General features: G+C 55.7%; 18 protein-coding genes and 1 pseudogene. All 19 read right to left on the bottom strand.

What is annotated here, in order from left to right; all coding sequences use genetic code 11:
* Nucleotides 1-16 precede the first annotated feature (16 nt).
* Nucleotides 17-3235 (bottom strand): annotated as a pseudogene (gene gpJ / locus QUF14_RS07110) (phage attachment tail tip protein J); the annotation flags it as partial.
* Nucleotides 3236-3301: 66 nt separating this feature from the next.
* A complete protein-coding gene (locus QUF14_RS07105; protein WP_001332187.1) occupies nt 3302-3640 on the bottom strand; it encodes a hypothetical protein in 339 nt (112 codons plus the stop codon).
* A gap of 72 nt (nt 3641-3712) precedes the next feature.
* Nucleotides 3713-4288, bottom strand: coding sequence for a tail assembly protein (locus QUF14_RS07100; protein WP_236927366.1), 576 nt, complete (start codon nt 4286-4288; stop codon nt 3713-3715).
* A complete protein-coding gene (locus QUF14_RS07095; RefSeq protein ID WP_047089014.1) occupies nt 4252-4995 on the bottom strand; it encodes a C40 family peptidase in 744 nt (247 codons plus the stop codon). Before QUF14_RS07095 ends, QUF14_RS07100 begins: the two co-directional genes overlap by 37 nt.
* A 5-nt stretch (nt 4996-5000) precedes the next feature.
* A complete protein-coding gene (locus QUF14_RS07090; protein ID WP_286333497.1) occupies nt 5001-5699 on the bottom strand; it encodes a phage minor tail protein L in 699 nt (232 codons plus the stop codon).
* Entirely contained in the window at nt 5699-6028 is a 330-nt protein-coding gene (locus QUF14_RS07085; protein WP_047089015.1) for a phage tail protein, read from the bottom strand. The genes QUF14_RS07090 and QUF14_RS07085 overlap by 1 nt, the downstream gene beginning before the upstream one ends.
* Nucleotides 6025-8568, bottom strand: coding sequence for a phage tail tape measure protein (locus QUF14_RS07080; protein ID WP_286333496.1), 2544 nt, complete (start codon nt 8566-8568; stop codon nt 6025-6027). The genes QUF14_RS07085 and QUF14_RS07080 overlap by 4 nt, the downstream gene beginning before the upstream one ends.
* The gene (locus QUF14_RS07075; protein ID WP_042965924.1) at nt 8558-8962 is read right to left on the bottom strand and encodes a phage tail assembly protein T; all 405 of its coding nucleotides are present in this window, start codon (nt 8960-8962) and stop codon (nt 8558-8560) included. The genes QUF14_RS07080 and QUF14_RS07075 overlap by 11 nt, the downstream gene beginning before the upstream one ends.
* Before the next feature lie 26 nt (nt 8963-8988).
* On the bottom strand, nt 8989-9420 hold the full coding sequence (gene gpG, locus QUF14_RS07070) for a phage tail assembly chaperone G (RefSeq protein WP_042965925.1): 432 nt from the start codon (nt 9418-9420) through the stop codon (nt 8989-8991).
* Between the two features lie 15 nt (nt 9421-9435).
* Nucleotides 9436-10185 (bottom strand): phage tail protein, encoded by a 750-nt coding sequence (locus tag QUF14_RS07065; protein ID WP_047088887.1) that lies wholly within the window; start codon nt 10183-10185, stop codon nt 9436-9438.
* Between the two features lie 7 nt (nt 10186-10192).
* Nucleotides 10193-10591 carry a phage tail terminator protein gene (gene gpU / locus QUF14_RS07060; protein ID WP_000682716.1) on the bottom strand — a complete coding sequence of 133 codons (399 nt, stop codon included), beginning with the start codon at nt 10589-10591 and terminating at the stop codon, nt 10193-10195.
* Between the two features lie 12 nt (nt 10592-10603).
* The gene (locus tag QUF14_RS07055) at nt 10604-11227 is read right to left on the bottom strand and encodes a phage tail protein (RefSeq protein ID WP_047088888.1); all 624 of its coding nucleotides are present in this window, start codon (nt 11225-11227) and stop codon (nt 10604-10606) included.
* A 2-nt stretch (nt 11228-11229) separates the two neighbouring features.
* Entirely contained in the window at nt 11230-11511 is a 282-nt protein-coding gene (locus tag QUF14_RS07050; protein ID WP_001113015.1) for a DNA breaking-rejoining protein, read from the bottom strand.
* Nucleotides 11504-11830, bottom strand: coding sequence for a DUF2190 family protein (locus tag QUF14_RS07045; RefSeq protein ID WP_047088889.1), 327 nt, complete (start codon nt 11828-11830; stop codon nt 11504-11506). The genes QUF14_RS07050 and QUF14_RS07045 overlap by 8 nt, the downstream gene beginning before the upstream one ends.
* 86 nt (nt 11831-11916) lie before the next feature.
* The gene (locus tag QUF14_RS07040; protein ID WP_286333533.1) at nt 11917-13896 is read right to left on the bottom strand and encodes a ClpP-like prohead protease/major capsid protein fusion protein; all 1980 of its coding nucleotides are present in this window, start codon (nt 13894-13896) and stop codon (nt 11917-11919) included.
* Nucleotides 13886-15388, bottom strand: coding sequence for a phage portal protein (locus QUF14_RS07035; RefSeq protein WP_040091148.1), 1503 nt, complete (start codon nt 15386-15388; stop codon nt 13886-13888). The genes QUF14_RS07040 and QUF14_RS07035 overlap by 11 nt, the downstream gene beginning before the upstream one ends.
* Entirely contained in the window at nt 15388-15600 is a 213-nt protein-coding gene (locus QUF14_RS07030; protein WP_000102415.1) for a DUF6148 family protein, read from the bottom strand. The genes QUF14_RS07035 and QUF14_RS07030 overlap by 1 nt, the downstream gene beginning before the upstream one ends.
* Nucleotides 15597-17720 carry a phage terminase large subunit family protein gene (locus QUF14_RS07025; protein ID WP_042965930.1) on the bottom strand — a complete coding sequence of 708 codons (2124 nt, stop codon included), beginning with the start codon at nt 17718-17720 and terminating at the stop codon, nt 15597-15599. Before QUF14_RS07025 ends, QUF14_RS07030 begins: the two co-directional genes overlap by 4 nt.
* Nucleotides 17717-18193 carry a DUF1441 family protein gene (locus tag QUF14_RS07020; protein WP_040091145.1) on the bottom strand — a complete coding sequence of 159 codons (477 nt, stop codon included), beginning with the start codon at nt 18191-18193 and terminating at the stop codon, nt 17717-17719. Before QUF14_RS07020 ends, QUF14_RS07025 begins: the two co-directional genes overlap by 4 nt.
* Nucleotides 18194-18487: the final 294 nt, after the last annotated feature.

Below are 18487 nucleotides of genomic sequence, written 5' to 3'. Positions count from 1 at the left end.
TCACCCGAATGACATTGTTTTCATCATCGACCCTGAAGCAGTTCAGTTCCCGGCTCAGATCCCAGCCTCCCTGTCCCCTGACTTCAAATCCCGAAGAACGAAGAACCCCCGTAATTTCCGCAAAATCAATCGTCGCCCTGGACATGAAAACCTCATTCAGGAACAGCTGATCCCCCTGAGCCACAAACAAGGGTGTTGTATTACCATTCGCAGGATTAACCATCGCAATCCTGTCTGCCGCCAGCAGCACCTGGCTCTGCATACCGTCAGGGGTGTTCTCAATACCGGCACCGATACCCGCAATATAAAGGCGACCATCCTGCATCTGCTGCAGTTTCACGGCCCACATACTGTTCAGGTTATTACTGGTGTCCGTCTGAACCTTTTGTATCTGCTGGATGGTGGCCTCCTGATCTCCCAGCTTCTGGTCCGTTGTCGTCATGATTTCACTGCTTTTTTGATCCACATACTGGCGAACCTGCGCTATCTGGCGTGCATTCTCCTCATTACTCTGACTGACCGTCTGCGTGAGTTCGCTGCTGACGTTATCCACTCTCTGGCTCACCTGTGATATACCCAGTGACAGCTCATCATTTTTTTTCGCAACCAGCTGTGTGAGGCTGTTTTCTGTCTCCCCGATTTTTTGGGTCACTTCAGCAATATCACTCTCTATCTGCTGATTGATCTCATCCTCCAGTTGCTCAACTTCACTGCGCAATGCCGAGGCATTAATACGATCGTTCAGCTCCTGCCCCAGCAGGGTGCTGTTTATTTTCCCTTCAAAAAAATGGAGATATTTCTCAGCATCGTTACCCGGCTGGCCAACAGCCTCCACAAATGCCGATTTGCCGACGGTATTCACACTGCGAACGTAAAAATAATAATTATTGCCCGGCTCAATATCCGGTCCGGAGGCTATCCAGTACAGCGCCGTACCAAGATAACGCGCGCTGATTTCAACCTGCCTGATATCGATAATCCGCGTTTCCGATAACCAGAACTCAAACTGTACCGTCGGGTCATATACAGCCAGTTTCGGGACCGCCGTTATCTGAAAATACCCCGGTATCAGTTCAATAGTGACAGGCGCGGCCGGTGCCGCAATCCGGAACGATACCGACGCCGGATCGCCCTGCTGCCCCCACGCATTTACCGCCCGGACTGTCAGCCTGTAGTTCCCTAGCGCCAGTTGCCTGAAGCGGTATGTGGTTTCCGTCGTCCGGGCCGTGCTGACCAGCCGCTCACTGCCGTCATCCGCTGTTACGGTCAGACGGAGCAGGAAGCTCACGCCCTTCACCACCTTCGGCGTGTCCCAGCGCGCCAGCACCTGATATTCCCCGCTGTCTGCGGTGACTTCGGCGGTCAGGTGCTGCACCGCTGGCGGCGTGACACCATTCACCGTGCCGCTCTGGTCGCCGTCAAAGTACGCCCCGTTATCCACGATGGCCTCTTTTTCCGGTACATGCTGCACGGCGGTGATGGCATACGTGCCGTCGTCGTTCTCACGGATACTCACGCAGCGGAACAGGCGCTGGCGCAGCGTCGGCAGCTTCAGCCCCCACACGCTGTATTCTGCAACGCCGTCAGGAACACGGCTCACTTTCACCTTCATGCCGTCGGTGACGGACTGAACCTCCACGCTGACCGGATTGCCATTTCCGTCAACCAGGCTTATCAGCGTGGTGCCGGAGGATGGCAGCGTGATTTCACGGTCGAGCGTCAGCGTCCGGGTCTGGCTGTTCACCGCCAGCACGCGACCACCGATGCTGATACCCGCATAGTCATCATCGCAGATTTCAATGATATCGCCCGGCACATGGCGAAGCCCTTCGGCACCCACGCTGAAGTCCACGGTCTGCGTTTCCAGCAGTTCCGTTTTAATCAGCCACAGCCCGGCGCGGTGTGCCTGCCCCCGGCTGGTACAGCCAAAGGCATCCATCTTCGTGACGTTACGACCGTAACGGGCAATGGCCTGCGTGTCCTCCACAAGCTCTGTCGCCGTCTCCCAGCCGTTGTCCGGGTCAATCCAGTTCACCTCAACAGCATTATGGCGGTCCTTCAGGGCGCTGAAGCTGTAGCGGAACGGCGCGCCGTCATCCGGCATCACCACATTACTGCGGTTATAGGTCCACACCTTATCCGACGGCCGGTCCTGCACGAACGTCAGCGTCTGCCCGTTCCATACCGGCATACAGCGCATCGCCGAGCAGAAATCACTGAGAACATCCCACGCCTTACGCTGCGTGGTCAGGTAAGCATTACAGGTGATGCGTGGCTCCGTGCCACCAAAGCCGTCAGGCACCGACTGGTCGCAATGCTGGCCGATGACATACAGCGCCCATTTATCCACATCCGCCGCACCAAGACGTTTCCCCATGCCGTAGCGCGGATGGGTCAGCATATCCCACAGACACCAGGCCATGTTGTTGCTGTATGCCGGTTTAAACGTTCCGTCCCAGATACCGCTGTATTGCCGCGTCTGCGGGTTATAGTTCGACGGCACCTGCAGAATGCGCCCGCGAAGATGATAATTACGACTCACCTGCTGGCTGCCGAACTGCTCCGAGTCCACCTGTACACCGACCAGTGCCGTGTTCGGGTAGCCCTGTTTCACATCGATGATTTCGGTGTATGACGACCAGAGCGTTTTGTTCTGCAGCTGGTCTGTAGTGCTGTCCGGCGTCATCCTGCGCATCCGGATACTGAACGGGCGCGGCGGCAGGTTACCCACCACCACCGAGGCCAGATACTGTGAGGTGGTTTTTCCCTTAATGGTGATGTCTTTTTCCGTCACCCAGCCACCGTTACGTTGTATCTGAACCAGCAGGCGGACTTCCGACGGATTCCGGTCCCCCTTTGAGGTGGTTTCCACCAGTGCCTGCACACCGAAGGTAAAGCGCAGACGGTCGATGTTTGCAGACGTGATGGTCCGGGTAATCGGCGTGTCGTACTTCACTTCCGTACCCAGCACCGTCTCGGAGCCGGAGGATTCAAATCCCTCCGGCGGTGTCTGCTCCTGCTCACCTGCACGGAACACCACCGTGACACCGGAGATATTGGTATTCCCCTCACTGTCCAGCACCGGCGTACTGTTCAGCAGCACGCTTTTTAATCCATCCACCGGACCTTCAACCGGCCCTTCGCTGATGGCATCGATCACACTCAGCAACTGCGTGGACTTCAGGTTATCCTTCGCTTCGCGCGGGGTATGCCCCTTACTGCTTCCTTTACCCATTCCTCACACTCCATAAACGACAAAGCCGCCCAAAAGGCGGCTCATGAGTTACGGCAGGATTAACTATTATTTACATGCATTAACACTATCAGCAAAAATTTTTGGCGTTAATGCTGGTACGCGTTCATAAAGAGTAAAACTACTGCCATTTCCTGCTTTTTTGATATCAAGCACAACATCGTACCCACCCATAGCCTGTGGAACTAAAAGGCTTACCCCATTCTCAATAGGAAGGGATGTTATAGGTGTTCCATTACCAGCCCATTGTCTGGATATGCAGCCTGACAATTCATCAATATTTTTTAATGAATTACCTTCCATTACAGGTTTTCCGGATTTTACGTAATCCAAAGATTTACATCCTGTTAAGGCAATAATCGTGCAGAATAAAATCGTTTTGTTCATATAGCTAACCAACAGAATAATTATCAGTATTCGATATAAATATTAAATCAGTTAAAACATGAGTAAATAATATTACCGCCCAATTACCACAACCTGACCACCATCCCCTTCATCTGCCGTGCTGATCTCCTGAGATGCCACACGTGACCCCACGCGCATTTCACCGTACAGAACAGGCAGGACATTGCCCTGGGCAACCATGTTATCCAGCGAGGAGAAATAGGTGTTCTGTTTGCCGTTATCCGTTGTCTGTGTACGTGGAGTTTTGGGTTTAGGGGCCAGCATCTGTGCAACACCACCAAGCGTCATCGCTGCCCCCATAGAAAAGAGAATGTCACTGAAAGCGATACTGATTCCCGGCATCCAGATTGCCGTAGCAATCAGCGCCGCACCCAGCACTGCCTGAAAAACACCGCCACTTTTGGCACCCGCCAGACGCGGTACGATGTGGATCACGGCACCATTTGCCAGCGGCTCATTAAGACGGGCAGATAATTCGTTTTCGCCTGCATCACGCCCGGCAATGCGCACCTGATACCAGCCCTCATTCAGTTTCTGGCGAAACGACGGTAGCTGCGTGGCCAGCGCCCGGATGGCTTCGGCTCCCGTTTTCACACGAAGGTCGATGCGGCGGCCAAATCGTTGCAAATCCCCGTAAAGGCAGATGCGTGCCATGCCCGGTGACGCCAGAGGGAGTGTGTGCGTCGCTGCCATTTGTCGGTATACCTCTCTCGTTTGCTCAGTTGTTCAGGAATATGGTGCAGCAGCTCGCCGTCACCACAGTAAATGGCGGCATGATTCGGCACAGATGAACCAAAACAGCACAGCAGCACATCGCCCGGCTGCGCCGCTGACAACGGCACCTGATACAGCCCTGTGGCCTCCAGATTATCCAGATAGAGATTCTGACCGTTACGCCACCAGTCATCCCCGCGATGAAAATCCGGCATCTCTATCCCCGCCAGATGATAAGCATCCCGGAACAGCGTGTAACAGTCCGTCACCCCGTGCTCAAAGAGCCGCCCTGTAAGATGCGGCACACAGCGGAACTTGTGAATCGCCCCCCGGCAGACCAGCCACCACGGCAAATCACTCTGCACCTGCAGCCGTCTGTCAGCCTCGCTCAGCCAGGGCAGGCCACCGGGGTGGCTGTGGACCAGCGCCATAATCTCACCCTGCATCTCTGCCCGCAGCCAGTCCTCCGGCGACATCCGGAAATACGCCTCCGGCTCACCGGAGATATTCACGCAGGGAAGATACCTGTCTTCCTCCGGCGTTCTCACCACGAAGCCGCACGATTCCGCAGGCGCACACCGCCGGGCGTGCGCCAGAATCGCTGATTCTGTCTGTGTCATGGGATTTACTGCGAAAGTTTGTTAATGGAAAGGAAGCCGCCAAAGTTGCCGACGTTATTGCGGAACTTACAACCGCTCAGGCATTTGCTGCATTTATCCTTCGTGATATCGGACGTTGGCTGGTCATATTCATCCGCGACCGCCGGACCGTGATAACCGCACTCATCGCCGCGATAGGTCCAGGTGCAGGTGTTGACCAGCATGATACGTCCCGGAAAAACAGCGCCGTCCGTTTCCGTCGGCGTGGACAGTACAAAAGAGGCACTCACCGCGCTCAGTTCGCTGCACTGCTCAATGCGCCAGCGGCTGATCACCTCCTGCTCCGGATCGGCGTCACTGTTTCCGTTGACGAAGTTCACCGCATCCAGAAAACGGGCGTAAACCTTACGCCGGACCACCGTTCCGCCGACCAGACTCTGCAGATCTTCCGCCATCCCGGTGACCATACCGTACAGGTTAGAAACCGTCAGCGTGGGGCGCGTACTGGTGCCTTTGCCATTCAGTTCAAAACCACTCCCCTGAATGGGATACGGCTGATACTGTCGCCCCTGCCAGGTGACCGGCTCACCTTTTTCGTTCTGCTCATTACAGAAAAAATAACGTTCACCACCGACCTCTGTCAGATCGATTTCCCAGAGCACCACGCTGGCCGACTGCTCCGCACGGGTGCATTCATTCAGTGTTTCCTGCCGGATATCCTGCATCAGTTCACCACCTGTTTAAACTCTGCGCTGAACTCAACACGCAACATACTGACCCGCGACGTCCATTTTGCGCAGGTCACCTTTATCTGCCGCCAGTCATAAGGCGGCGTCCACAGAAAGGCTTTCCAGCCTCCGTGCTCTGCCAGAAACGATTCCAGCGCCGTGGCCTCCCAACGGGGGACAGAAATCGTCACGCTGTACGTTTTCAGGTTGGCATTCAGCCCGGCAGGCGCGCGCTGGGAGTAACCATCACCAAAGCGCACCTCCCTGACGGAAGGAGCCGAAGCCACATCCATACCCGGTTTCACTTTCCAGCGGAAGGTTTTCATCGCCCACCTCCGGAGAACAGACCACCATCACGCATCTGCCCGGTCACGACATCCATTGCCGCCTTACGGGCTACGTCATAAACAGCCTTCAGCGCCTGTGGCCCTATCTGACCGTTCGTGCCGTCGTTATTAATCACCACATGGTTATTCTGCTCAAACTTCCCGGACGCCTGCGACCGACTGTCCGCCATGCTGCCCGGTGTACCGACATAACCGCCGGTGGCATAGCCGCGCATCAGCCGGTAAAGATTCCCCACGCCAATCCGGCTGGTTGCCTCCTTCGTGAAGACAAATTCACCACGGTGAACAATCCCCGCAGGCTCGTATTTGCCGCCAGTACCTGTAAAACCACCACCGGCAAACCCAATGGCACTACCGATACTCCCGACAATCCCCACCATTGCCTGCTTAAGCAGAATTTCTGTCATCATGGACAGCACGGAACGGGTGAAGCTGCGCCAGTTCTGTTCACTGCCGGTCAGCATCGCCGCCATATTCTGTGCAATACCGTCAACGGTCTGCGTGGCCGCGCTTTTAACCTGCGAAAAACTGTCCATGGCACTTTCCGCCCACTCACCCCAGCCGGATTTCAGCCCGGCCATCCAGCTTCCACGAAGCTGCTCCTCCGCAGACCAGGTGTTCTTCAGTGCAGATGTGGCCTTCGCCAGCGCATCCGGATTATCACCGTACACGTCACGAAGGCGCTGCTCTTCCGACTCCCGCTGCGCCTGACGGTCGGTGAGGCCGCGGGCTTTTGCGCTGATGGCGGCCTGCTTCGCGCTCTGCTGCTGTTCAAACCGCGCCGCCTGCTGTGCCAGCTCATTCAGCCGTTTCTGATGTTCAACCTTGTCGCCCAGGTCAGCCAGCTGGCGTTTGTACTCCAGCGTCTCGTCTTTATGCGCCAGCAGGGATTTCTCCTGTGCAGACAGCCGGCGACGTTGCGCCGCCTCCTCCAGTACCGCGAACTGACTCTCCGCCTTCCACAAATCCCGGCGCTGCTGGCTGATTTTCTCATTCGCACCGGCATGCTTCTCCAGCGTCCTGAGCTCAGTTTCAAGCGCCAGCATGGCTGCATGCGCCCGGTCTTCCTGACGCTCCCCGGCTGACACTTTGACACCTGACGACTTCGGTTTTTTCAGCGTCGATTCATAATCCTTTTTCGCCGCCGCCATCAGCGTGTTGTAATCCGCCTGCAGGATTTTCCCGTCTTTCAGGGCCTTATTCAGCTCTTCCTGCCGGTCAGTATATTTCTCCAGTGGCGTCAGCAGGCGCTCATACGCCTTCTGCGCCTCTCCGGTATACTTCAGCTGTGACGCCTCACGCTCAGCCCGGTCCCTTGCCGCCAGTTCACCGGCTTTTTCCATATCCGACTGCAGCGTGGCTGCCGCCAGCCCCAGACGGGCATTTTCACGGTCATCCCATGCACCCTGAAGGTTGGCACGGAAAGAGGAGGTCTTTCCCCGACGCTGACTCCGGCTCTGGTACCACTGCCATTTTTTATCCGCCTCATCAAATGCCTTCTGCGCACTGGCGAGCATATCCGCTGAGGATTCAGGACGACCGATATCCAGGATGGCATCCCACATCAATTTGAATGCCTTCCCGGTTTTATCCGCCCAGGTTTCCAGCGTCCCCATGTTTTCTTTCAGGCGACGGGTCTGCTCATCAAAGCCTTTTGTGGCGATATCGTTCGCCGCCTGTAAGGCCCCTGCCTCATCACCCGAACGCTGCAGCTGCGCAACATACGCAATCTGCTCTGCCGTCACGTTACGGAACTGGCGCGCCATAGCCATCAGTCCCGACGTCGGGTCGGTGGTCAGCTTTCCAAAAGCCTCTGCAACCTTGTCCACTTCCACACCGGATACAGAAGCAAAACGCGCCACACTCTGGTTGATGGCATCAAACTGTTCACCACCACGCACACCGGCATTCACCAGGGCTGCCAGTGACTCACTCGCCTGGTTAAACGTCAGCCCTGCTGCCTGTCCGGCTCTGGAGAGCGTCAGCATGCGATCGGCAGTCAGTCCGGACTGATTACCGGAAAGAACCAGGGTTTTATTAAACGCTGAAAGCGTGGAATCCCCCTGGTACCAGGCATACGCCAGCGCACCTGTCGCCACCGCCAGCGAGGTGACCCCGACCATCGGCAGGGTGATCGCACCGGCAAGCCCCCTGAACATGGGGAGCATCCCGCCGAAGGCGTCCTTCACCTGACCGCCCTGTTGCAGCAGAATAAGCCAGGGATTCTGACCACCGGCAAGCTGCGTGGCGATATCCGTAAACTGTGCAGGCAGGGTACGCATGGCCGCTTTATACTGCCCGACGGAAATCCCGGCTTTTTGTGCAGCCAGCGCCTGACGGCTCAGGCCCTGTTCAACGGCAGTGGCCTGTTTCTTAAAAGACTGGCTGACACGCCCGGCCATCAAATCCGCAAGGTCACTGGTTTCACCCAGTTCTTTCTTTACCCGTGCAGCCTCTTCAGAAAAACGGGTTGAATCCAGTGTAAGAACAGCTGTCAGATCGGCAAAATTACCCGCCATAGCGTACACCTCCTGGAATTCCCTCAGACACCATCATCAGCATGGCTTCATCCTCTGTACTGCTCCGCATGTCATCACTGACCGTAACGATTTCCTTCCCGTCAGCCCCAAAGCGGACACCACCAGAAAGTCCTGCCGCTTTCCGCATCAGCATATCGTCCTCATCCGGCATCTCCGTCTGCTCATCATCACGTCGGGGTGCAAGCAGACTGAAATCCGCCGGATGCATATCCGGATCGCAAAAAAACAGGCTGAGTACGGTGTACGTCAGCCCGGAAAAATGCATATCCAGCTGGGTATCGTGAAAATAATGCGTGCGGTAAAAACGGTGCCAGTCGGCATATTCGGTGGATGTCATCCCGGCAAGCATGGTGCGCCAGTCAGGCCTCCCCATCTCACGCGCCAGTCTGAGGGCAAAATTCAGCTCGCCGTCGAAGACTTTCCCGCAGAAAAATCATCATCAGTAAGCGCATTATTTTTCGCCACTTCGGTGATATCCGTATCCACATGAACAGGCTCACTCATCCCGGACAGGCACAACACCACTTCTTCCGCCCGGGCAACGGCATCGGCAGGCCAGGTGGTGAGCACTTCCTGCTCTATCTTCATCACGGCCTCATTCATTGACGGTGACTGCGTTTTCTGTGGATGGTTATGCCACAGGGACATCGCCACCAGAAACGCCCCGGTTCTGACAAGGTCTTCCACGCTCACCTGCAGGTTGCCGCTGACTTCAGCCTCTTCTGCCCGCCGTTTCAGGAGGGCAAGATGCTCAATACGCTGCAGCGCAGACAGCTCAGAAAGCGTGACAGACACACCGTTATATTCAAATTGTTCTGTTTTCAGAAACATGCTTTATCTCCCCTCTCAGCCTGAAGCGCCATCCGTGACGGTGATCTCCGCCACCGCCGCAAACTCACCATTGCCGGTGACAACAGGGATCTGCGCTTTACCTGCCGCAATACCTTTCACCGTGATCGTGTTCCCTTTCACAGTAATGGTCGCAAAATTCTGATTCGCCGACGTGGCGCGGAAGGTTTTATCCGTCGCCCCTTCCGGCTGAACAGCCACGGTCAGGGTGATATTCTGACCTTTTGCCACATTGCCCGTTGGTGGCGTCACGGTAATACCGGTGACCGGTGTGATGTCCCCCTGATCTTCCGCCAGCGACGGACGGCCGATATTGGTGATCTTAACGGTACGGGTGATCACCTCTCTGGCGGTCACCGCTTTACCAATGGCGCTCACCCAGCCACGGAACACATCCACCGTGCCGTTCGGGAAACGGATTTTGTAGGCCCGGGTCTCACTGCTGTCAAACCAGGCGATCAAATCGCGCTGCCCTTTCTCGCCCGGCTTCCAGGCCAGCGTAAAACTGGTGTCACCGGCAGATTTCTGCCCCTGCCCGGTGGATACCCAGTCAGCATCCTCATCATCCAGATAGTTATCATCGTAGGATTCTGCCGTCATCTCGCCGGGGGTCAGATCCTTTATTTTTGCCAGGCGCGTCCACTCATCGTCTGACAACGGGTTGGCATAAGCATCACCAGTGCCGGTGTACACCCATAGTGTGGTGCCGGAACCTTTCACCGGCTCAAGAGGATTTGGTATTGCCATATCGTCCTCACATCTCGTAGGTAATTTTCCACAGGAGATCTGCCGATCCCCACATCATAAACTCATCATCCCGGCGGTAGTCATACCCCTGAAGATTCATCTTCAGCAGTAACGCACTGAGGCCGGGAACCGCCTCCAGCGCAGGAAGGATTTTCTCTTCCATCCACATATCCAGTGCCGAGTCCGGTTCTTTTGCCCTGAGAAAAACTTCAATATGCAGTGTCGCCTCCCAGGTCCCCTCATCAACGAACTCGTCAGCAGCAGACGCATCAGTCAGGTAAACAGCAACAGCAGGTAGTTCCTGTTCATCAATAAAAACCGGGCGGCCGTCAAACCAGCTCACCCGCTCAGAAATATTTTCTTTCAGGGCAGACAGAACTGCCGCCCGTATTTCACGGTGTTTCATACACCCTCCCTGTCATTTTCTTTTCAGCACCAGGCGTAACTGATGCGTCATGGCTTTCATCATCTGTTCCGGTAATTTCTCCCGGTACATCCGGTCACGTTCGCGCTCAAAGGTTTCCGCCAGCGGTCTGGCCGTCGGTATTTTCACCACTTCGATCGGCAGACGGTGGCGTTTCGGCCTCCCTTTGCTGTCCGCGCCGGTGGACGATGATGCCCACGGCATACGCTGCATCACATGCCACCGGCCATTTTCCAGCCGGGTAATAAAAGCATTCGGGATCCGCCGTTTCCCGACAATCAGCACACTGCCACCGCCTTTCGTGACCGAACGCTCACCTTTCTTTCGCCGCTTTCTGCGGGAAAGCCGCACGCTGGCCGTCCCCAGTTTTATGACGGGCAGATTACCGGTGTTGATGATGACCTTCGCATAAACCCTGTCTGCGCTGGCCCGTTGCAGGCGGATACGCTCACGGATGAGACGGCGTGGGACCGCCAGCTCCCGGGCAACCGAAGAGGCCGTTTTCGCGATGATGGACTCCGCCACACGATTAAGCGTCGTGGCGGCAGCCCGGGGAACGGCACGGCGGTTAATCGCATCCAGATTTTTCATGGCCTGCGCCAGACCTTTTATCGCCATACTTATTCCTGTTCGACAAAAATCCGGGGATTACCGTTGTACGTGTCATAACGGGTCACCACCAGTGAGCGACCGTCAAACACAACCACATCATCGCGGGCCGGCCGGTACTGCGCTGAAAACACCACCAGTGACAACTGACTGCCGGAAAGCGCCCCCATATCCGCAGACTCATACTCCGGTATCACGTCATACACTACGCCGTTAATCTCCGCCGTTTTCCCCATCATGCGTACGGTCGCCAGGTCCATCCGGCTGCACATTCGCGCAAACAGATCAGGCATTGATTTTAACCGCCACCGTGGTGGTGCCTGACGGCGCATGCTCCCATGCCATTCCCGCCGCCACTGCACCGTCTGCGGCAGGCTGCACAGTCCCGTCCTTCAGATAAACCGCCACACCGGCCTGAATATCGTCGGCAGACTGTTTGGGCAGCAGGAACACGCCTTCGGCGAACCCGTCACCGGTCTCCCCGGCAGGAATATCGGTAATGGTCACTGCCACCATGCTGCCAACCACCACAGCGGCACCGCTCAGAATGGTCTGATCCCCGGCATTCACCAGCTCAATGGTGGTGCCGTCCTGTACAAAATTTTTAGCCATAATGCTGTCTCTCCGGACAGCCCCCGGGGGGCTGTTTTCAGGCATAAAAAAAGCCCTTTCGGGCAGTGATTGTGATAACGCGGTTATCAGGCCACCGACGAACGCACCAGTCCGCGCCAGTCAAGTGGTGCCACACCGGCATCAATACGGATTTTTGTGGCAATACCGTCAGTGGTGAAACCTTCCTGCTGATCAATGTATGGCGTGTCCACACCATCCAGCCAGGCCACTTCAATGGTGTCGGTGCCCTGTGCCGCCGCCAGATACCAGGTTTTCGGATCTGCCGCATCAAGACGCGCTTCCGCAATCACCTCAGCAAAGTTCTGGATAGGGTTAATGACACCGGCGTTTGCATCCGCCCCTTTCACACTGGCCGATTTGATGGTCTGGTTCGCCACCGTCTCCAGTGCCACCGGTACCAGCATAAAGGACGGACGGATATTCAGGGCGCGATCGCCTTCTTTCTGCAGGCGCATCATCTGACGGGCCGCATCCAGTCCGGAAACGGAGATCCCGCCGGTGGCAATATTTTTGTGATCGGCATGGAACAGCGCCTTACCGTCTGACAGTTTCGGGTTATCCGTCAACACCTTGTAGACCAGGTCACCAATCGTTGCCTTCGCCGCACGCCCCATCTTCATCGGCACGTCAACCAGCATATTCAGGTCATCATTGATAATGGCCTGGCGGGTGATGGAGAAAATCTCCCCGTAAGTGGCCAGAGCAATGGTCTCCTTGCGATCTGAGGTGGTGATGTATTTATACTCCGCCCCTTCACGAACCTGACGCAGAGAACCAAAACCGCCCATCCCCACGCGATACGCTGTTTTGAAGTCTGACAGGCGTCCCTTACGGGTCCACTTCTGGAAGGTTTCTTCTGATTCCTCCCAGCCCTGGATCAGCCCCTTGTTCGACACATCCAGCAGAATATTGCCAAAATCAGAGGTGCTGTGCGTCAGCGCCAGCCCGACCATCTGCATGGGGTTATAACTGGCCACCCCAATACCACGCTCGGTCAGTGACATGCGAGCCCATTCACGCAGGGTCATCCCGTTATAGACATTATCCTTCTCGACATTTTCAAATCCGGCACGGGCCAGCATCGCCTGGCGGATCCCGTCTCCCACAAAATTGCCGTTTCCGGCATAAATATGGGCCGGTGTGTTTTTGTTGGTCGGCGAGGACTCCTTGCCCATTTCATTCAGAAGGCGCTCGCGGGCCATTTCCAGCGAACAGTCAGGATCGGCCACACACTGCGCCTGAAGCGCCTGATAGCGCCCGCCAAACATGGCAAACAGATCGTTAATGCCTGACATGCGGGCTTTCTGCTCAGCCATAACGCGGGCGCGAATGGTCGCCTCATCAGACACTGCCGGTACCGGTGATGGTTCTGTTACCGCCGGTGCAGGGATTGTCACTGTGGTATCACGCGGGGCACTGTTGTGTGGCTGCGTGATCATATTTCGGATGGATTCCGGCATCTTTTTAAATTCCTCTGTACGTTTTGACTGAATACATGCCATTGCCTTAACGGCTGGCGTCACCTGGTCAGCAAATCCGTGTGCCAGACACTCGGCACCGGACATCCAGGTCTCATCCGCCAGCATGGCGGCAATTTCATCGGTGGTTTTTCCGGTTTTCTGCGCATATACCGGCACCATAACCGACTCAAGTTTGTCCAGACGTTCGGCATAAGTGCGCATTTTCTCCGCATCACCACCGCTGATCCCCCAGGGTTTATGGATCATCATGAAGGCATTTTCCGGCATAATGACCGTGTCACCGGCCATCGCAATCAGGGATGCCATCGAGGCGGCAACGCCATCCACATACACGGTAATGGCCGCACCGTGATTTTTCAGGGCATTAAAAATGGCGATGCCTTCAAAGACATCGCCACCCGGTGAGTTGATGTGGAGATTAATGTGGGTGATATCACCCAGGGCATTCATATCGCTGACAAACTGCTTCGCGGTGACGCCCCAGAAACCAATCTCATCATAAATATAAATATCCGCCTCACCCTGACCACCCGCCTGCATCCTGAACCAGGATTTATTCTTCATGCTGGCTGTCGGTGGCCTGCTGACGCTGTTGTTCAGTTCCGGCACTGTTGCCTCCTTTGTCGTTAGCGGGGTCAGTATCAAAGACCAGCCCCAGCCTGCGATTTTCCTCAGTTTCAGCCTTACGGCGACGTTTGACCTCATCCGGGTTGCGCCCGCCTGCGCGGATCCAGTCGGATTCCGTCGCGGCACCACCCCGGATCTGTATCCGCCAGGCTTCAGCCTCCTTAACCGGGTCGATCCACGGCATCACCGGACCGGAATACGTCGCGTTATATAGCGTCTTCATCTCCACATCCGCCGGAATTTTCAGCAGACCTGCCGCAACCACCATATTCAGCCATGTCCGGTACACCGGGCGGGTTACCGCACCAATAAAACAGTCCTGCAGGATCAGGTAACCATCCGTGGACTCGACCAGCTCCTGCCGCTGGGCGCTGTAGGTGCCGTTATAGTTACGCGCCGCACTGGAAAAACTCAGACGACTGCCAGCTGCCACTGCACGCAACTGGCCGTTGCGGAAAGTTTCAAGGTTGGGATTGGGACGATCGGATTTGACCATGCCGATATCCTCGCCCTTGCGCAAATCGTCATAAATAATCCCCGGGGTGATATGGACTTCCCGCTCGGTTTCTTTGATCCCCGGATCTTCATAGTCCTGTCCGTCACCTTTACGGATATACAGTCCCAGCGCCGCAGCAATACGCGCCGCTGTCAGTTCCGCATCCTCATACTCCTTAAGGGCACTGATCCGCATCAGCACCCCCGATAACATGGATGAGCCTCGCGTCTGATGCAGACGACGAGTGAACTTCAGGTGGATCATTTTTCCGGCGGCGATTTCTTTCGTATCACTCTGCCGACCACTGACCGGATAATTTTTATAAACCAGATATTTTTTCGGTCTGCCCCACTCATCAAGAAAAACCCCCTGATTCAGCCCGGCGGATTCATCACTGTGCATGGGAACAAAATCCGGCTCCATCGCTTCAAGCCAGAATGGCACTCCCGCCGTCCGTTCCAGACCGTTTCCCGCACCACTGACCATCTGCGCAAACACTTCACCATCCCGCAGCCAGGTCCGCAGCAGTAAACGCTCAAGCACGGGACGGGTATACTGCCCTGTCACATCCGGACTCACGGACCATTCAGCCCACAACCGGCGGATATCCGCAGCCAGCTCTGCCGCCATTTCCCCGTTTTTTCGTAATGGCTGAGGCTCCACAGTAATTCCTCTGGCACCAATCACCCGCTCTTCAAGCTTGTCAAACACACCAATCACCAGGTCATGATTGATATCCAGAAAACGGGCCTGCTCCCGCAGGGAAACCGCGCCATATTTACTGAGTTGATCAGCAGATCGATTTTCACGCCGGGCTTTATGTGTCCGGGTCGGTTTCACCGCCTCATAGGCCATGATTAACGCCCTTGAACGCAGTCTGGCCGCTTTCCAGCCTGGAGAGAACACGCCTATCACATCATCAATAATTGCCATTAAAACCTCGCCAGTTTAAATCCCGGTTTTCCCCGCCTGCGGCTCACCATCGCGGCAAGCCTGCGTTCCCACTCCTGACGTCCGGCGCGGATCTGAGAAAGGCTTTCCAGCGTCAGTTGCTGTCCGTTGAAGGTGACAGACTTCCCCTCCAGTACGGCCATTTCCGCTTCACGGTACCGCTGTATCATTTCTCTGGCTTCTTCTGTGCTCACAACCAGCCTCCTGATGTTATCCATGGATTATCTTCCGCACGCTCCGTCCGCAGTTTTTTCTTCCGGCGACGGCGTTTTTCTGCCCCGGCCGTCAGTTCCGGGGATGCCGTTTCACCAGAACGCTCCTGCGGGAAGACGAGCCACGTTTCCCGCTGTGCCCAGTCCGGTGCGGAGGGCCAGCGGATCTTTTCGTAACCATGCAGAACGGCAAGCGCATCCGCATAAACCAGCAGGTCAAACGCCTCGTTAGCGCCCCTGCCCGGTTTTCGCCATTTTCCGTCACTGCCGCGCTCTTCATAGGTCAGCTCATCGTAAAACCACCGCCCCAGCCAGTCGGGAAAGTGGATATAGTTCGGCCCCGGTGTGTCACGCCACAGGGCATTATTTACACGGTCCTTAAACGCATCCGTCTGAACCAGCCACAGCGCGACATCGCCACTGGCTCTGGCACGGCGGGCACTTCTGCCGGTATTATCCGGGAAGGTACGGTTAATCAGCCTGTCACGGCGAAGACCATCCCCCTTGAACAGAAACACCCTGTTGCCCAGTCCGTCACTCCGGCAACGACGCCAGAAACGATAGGCGTTATCTGTCACCCCGGCTTCCCCTCCCGTATCCACCGCCATGGCCATCAGACGCATGCGCACATCCGGATCAGAAGCCAGCGGCCATGTTTTATGGAACACATCCGTCAGCAACAAATCCCAGTCCTCCGGATATGCCGCCGGATCAACCGGCAGACTTTCACCGTTGGGACTGCAGCGCAGTGAATGCCGGATGTTGTAGCGATCAACAATCCAGCGTTCCCCCTGCTCTCCGTATCCGGTGATCTGCACAACAAAACGGCGATTTTTACCGCCCTGTACGTCAACCGTTGCCTCAATAAAACGCACACCATCCGGCACAGATCGCCGGGGAAACGGCTCGGCACGCTGTTCAAGCAGTTCACTTTTACGCTGTTCCGTGGCTGAACGGGGCAGATAGGGTCGTCCGATATCGGTGTTCACCACCGCTTTCAGGGTCTCTTCACTGCCGGTTCGCTCATACTCTTCTTCTGCCGCCAGCAGTTTAAAAATCAGTTGTTCCCAGGTCTGAAACGCCGCAGCCGGCCCCTCCATCCAGAATGACGCAATCCGGGAATTTCGTGGCGTTCCGGTGATACTGCCGTCCGCCGCCGCCCGTTCACCTTCACGAAGCCAGATCCCCTGGTTATTCAGTTCACGTTTCTGTTCCGGAGCAATCAGGCCGCAGCAGTGCGGACACATCAGGCGGGCCGCCTGCCCGGCAGCCACAAAATCAGGGTTATTCCGGTAACCGGTCATGTTATCCATCACCGGCTGAAAATATTCCCCACAGTGCGGACACGGCCAGTACCACCGACGGCGGTCTCCCCGGTTATACAGGGACAGGATCCCCGTTGTTGGGGGTGCCTCATGTGTGCCGCCACATCGCCATTTGGTGTCAGTGATATCCCGCCCGGGTGAACTCTCGACCAAGGTCATCCCGGAAGACATAAAGGTGGTGGTACGCTTTGATGCCAGGGTGAAGGCATCCCCTTCCCCGTCCACGTTTTCAGGGAAACGGTCATAATCCGTCAGCGCCACACGACGGTAATCCGAGGAGGAAAATACGGTGATCGACGGCCAGCCAATCTTCAGGAAGGAGCCGTCAAGAAACATTTTATCGTGGACGTTGTTGTCATTACGGGAAGGACTGAGACGCTTACTGACCTCCGGGCTGTGACGAAACGTTCTGGAAAGACGCGTTCTGGAGTGTTCCCGCGCCTTGGTCTCGGTCATCTGCACCACCAGCATATCCGCCGGATCACAGATGATGCCGTACACAATCCAGCCATCAATCAGCCCTTCGGTTTTCCCGGTCCGCGCCGGTCCTACAAACACCACCGCGTCATATTCACGGGCTGATAATGTATTAATGGGGTCAATCATATAGGGCGTCAGTGATGACTCCCACGGACCGGAAGTGTTGGCTCCCCGTGGTACCCGCATATAACGCCTGATGGCTTCCGCTACTGGTAACCGGCCAGGTGGGCGAAACAGCGAGGCCACTTCGCGCCAGATATCGGATGCGCGGCTATGGCTCTCGTTCACCTGATTCACATATCGGCCTCATCACAACAGTCAATGACTGCCTTTTCCAGTGTGTCGCGGATCTCATCAACCACAATCTGTACTTCATTCAGTTGTGATGCAGTCCACCCCCGGTCCCTCTCCAGCCGGTCAGGCCAGGTTTCCAGTACCTGAACTATCGCTTTCACCACGACAGAAAACGACCGCCTGACATCACTGACAGGGACAAGCTGAACAGTTTCATGCTGAAATTTAAGACGCTCGCGCTCGGACTGATACCATGCCTTGCGATCGTGTGGATTCATCTCCTCATCTTCGGTGGATGGTGTTTTTGCCAGCAGCGCAGTAATCAGGTCCGTCAGGAGATAAAGTTTTTTCTTCTCATTACTGCCCGGAGCAAGAGGAACATCCGCCATTCTTGCGGTAACGGTCTGCCGGTGCAGGCCTGAAAGGGCTGCCAGTTGATTAATATTTAACTTCATATTTTTCAGCTCGCCGTCCATCTACGCCTCCTCCACATACCCCTCTGAACAGAAGTGATTCTGTTTTTTTTGTAAAGAAATGCCGCCACCCAAAGATGTCGAACAAAAATTGGCCACAACCATCATCTTTTTTGCATCAATTACATTAAAAACAACAGCTTACATACATGATGATGATGACGATAAAATCACAAAAATGCGCTTTTTTCCGCGCCGACCCGCCCCGTGTACAGGCCCACCCCGCCAGGAGGACCCGAAAAATGATAATTGTTATCATTTTGTAATGTGTTCCGGTTTCTTCCACCATCGCACCGG

Origin of the sequence: Escherichia sp. HH091_1A (assembly GCF_030295175.1) — a bacterium.
GTDB lineage: Bacteria > Pseudomonadota > Gammaproteobacteria > Enterobacterales > Enterobacteriaceae > Escherichia > Escherichia coli_F.
Note: the sequence above shows the minus strand (reverse complement) of the source record. Positions and strands in the feature narration are given on the sequence as shown.

What these genes read in the sequence shown, in the direction of transcription:
- QUF14_RS07105 (WP_001332187.1), bottom strand. Translation starts at nt 3,640, where the DNA reads ATGAACAAAACGATTTTATTCTGCACGATTATTGCCTTAACAGGATGT.
- QUF14_RS07095 (WP_047089014.1), bottom strand. Translation starts at nt 4,995, where the DNA reads ATGACACAGACAGAATCAGCGATTCTGGCGCACGCCCGGCGGTGTGCG.
- QUF14_RS07090 (WP_286333497.1), bottom strand. Translation starts at nt 5,699, where the DNA reads ATGCAGGATATCCGGCAGGAAACACTGAATGAATGCACCCGTGCGGAG.
- QUF14_RS07085 (WP_047089015.1), bottom strand. Translation starts at nt 6,028, where the DNA reads ATGAAAACCTTCCGCTGGAAAGTGAAACCGGGTATGGATGTGGCTTCG.
- QUF14_RS07080 (WP_286333496.1), bottom strand. Translation starts at nt 8,568, where the DNA reads ATGGCGGGTAATTTTGCCGATCTGACAGCTGTTCTTACACTGGATTCA.
- QUF14_RS07075 (WP_042965924.1), bottom strand. Translation starts at nt 8,962, where the DNA reads ATGGGGAGGCCTGACTGGCGCACCATGCTTGCCGGGATGACATCCACC.
- gpG (WP_042965925.1), bottom strand. Translation starts at nt 9,420, where the DNA reads ATGTTTCTGAAAACAGAACAATTTGAATATAACGGTGTGTCTGTCACG.
- QUF14_RS07065 (WP_047088887.1), bottom strand. Translation starts at nt 10,185, where the DNA reads ATGGCAATACCAAATCCTCTTGAGCCGGTGAAAGGTTCCGGCACCACA.
- gpU (WP_000682716.1), bottom strand. Translation starts at nt 10,591, where the DNA reads ATGAAACACCGTGAAATACGGGCGGCAGTTCTGTCTGCCCTGAAAGAA.
- QUF14_RS07055 (WP_047088888.1), bottom strand. Translation starts at nt 11,227, where the DNA reads ATGGCGATAAAAGGTCTGGCGCAGGCCATGAAAAATCTGGATGCGATT.
- QUF14_RS07050 (WP_001113015.1), bottom strand. Translation starts at nt 11,511, where the DNA reads ATGCCTGATCTGTTTGCGCGAATGTGCAGCCGGATGGACCTGGCGACC.
- QUF14_RS07045 (WP_047088889.1), bottom strand. Translation starts at nt 11,830, where the DNA reads ATGGCTAAAAATTTTGTACAGGACGGCACCACCATTGAGCTGGTGAAT.
- QUF14_RS07040 (WP_286333533.1), bottom strand. Translation starts at nt 13,896, where the DNA reads ATGAAGAATAAATCCTGGTTCAGGATGCAGGCGGGTGGTCAGGGTGAG.
- QUF14_RS07035 (WP_040091148.1), bottom strand. Translation starts at nt 15,388, where the DNA reads ATGGCAATTATTGATGATGTGATAGGCGTGTTCTCTCCAGGCTGGAAA.
- QUF14_RS07020 (WP_040091145.1), bottom strand. Translation starts at nt 18,193, where the DNA reads ATGGACGGCGAGCTGAAAAATATGAAGTTAAATATTAATCAACTGGCA.